Consider the following 904-nt stretch of genomic DNA (forward strand, 5'->3'; position numbering starts at 1 on the left):
GGCGAAGTCGATATGATTCCGGCATGGTCGGATATGGGTCTGGAGCAGCTCAGCAAAAAGATGCTGCCGGATACGATCAAATTGACACAAATCGAGCCTTCCTTTACGGGTGGCCCTTCCTACATTGCGATCCCCGCCATGTCGGAGAAGAAGGAAGCCGCCCAGAAATTCATCAACTACGCATTAACGCCGGAAGCACAAACGGTCGTCATCAACAAAATGTACGGCTACCCGGGCATCAAGTGGTCCGAAATGCCGGCCGATCTGCAAAAGAGATTCGAGAGCGTGGCGAAAGGCTACCGTACCTTCACAATCGGATCGCTAGGAGATGAGATCAACAAGCGCTGGCAGCGGGAAGTTGCCGGGGGCCAGTAATCCGAGACATGAAAACAAAACAGCATAACTTTTTGGGGATAGCGATGGTTATCCCCTCTTTTTTCATCCTGCTGCTCGTCGTCGTGATCCCAATTATTCTTGCCGTCCAGGAAAGCTTTAAGGACGAACAAACAGGTGCCTTCACATTCAGTAACTACATATTCCTGTTCGCTGACAAATTCACGCGCCGCAACATCTCGTTTACGCTGAACCTGACCATCGTGTCCTTGCTGATCGTCATTTTCATCAGTTACTTGCTGGCTATGTATTTGAGATTTAATCAAGGCCGGATTGTGGATTGGATTCGGCGTCTATATTTTATTCCTATGTTCATTCCTTCGGTAATCGGCACTTACGGCATCATTTCGATGTACAGCAACCATGGCTGGCTTGCGCGGTTCGTCCTGCTGTTCGGCGGAGACTATTTTCCGAAAATCATATACAGCTACAGCGGATTAGTGCTTGCCAATCTTTGGTTCAACATTCCGTTTACCACGATGATGCTCAGTTCCGCTCTATCCGGCATTCC

The 904-nt window shown here is 49.1% G+C and carries 1 protein-coding gene and 1 pseudogene; both read left to right on the top strand.

What is annotated here, in order from left to right; genetic code table 11:
- Positions 1 to 375: extracellular solute-binding protein (locus LRL21_RS44705; RefSeq protein ID WP_240422203.1), on the top strand; the 375-nt coding region annotated here is incomplete at its 5' end.
- A gap of 8 nt (positions 376 to 383) precedes the next feature.
- Positions 384 to 904, top strand: a pseudogene (locus LRL21_RS44710) (ABC transporter permease); the annotation flags it as partial.

The organism is Paenibacillus periandrae (assembly GCF_022458865.1).
Classification (GTDB): domain Bacteria; phylum Bacillota; class Bacilli; order Paenibacillales; family NBRC-103111; genus Paenibacillus_S; species Paenibacillus_S periandrae.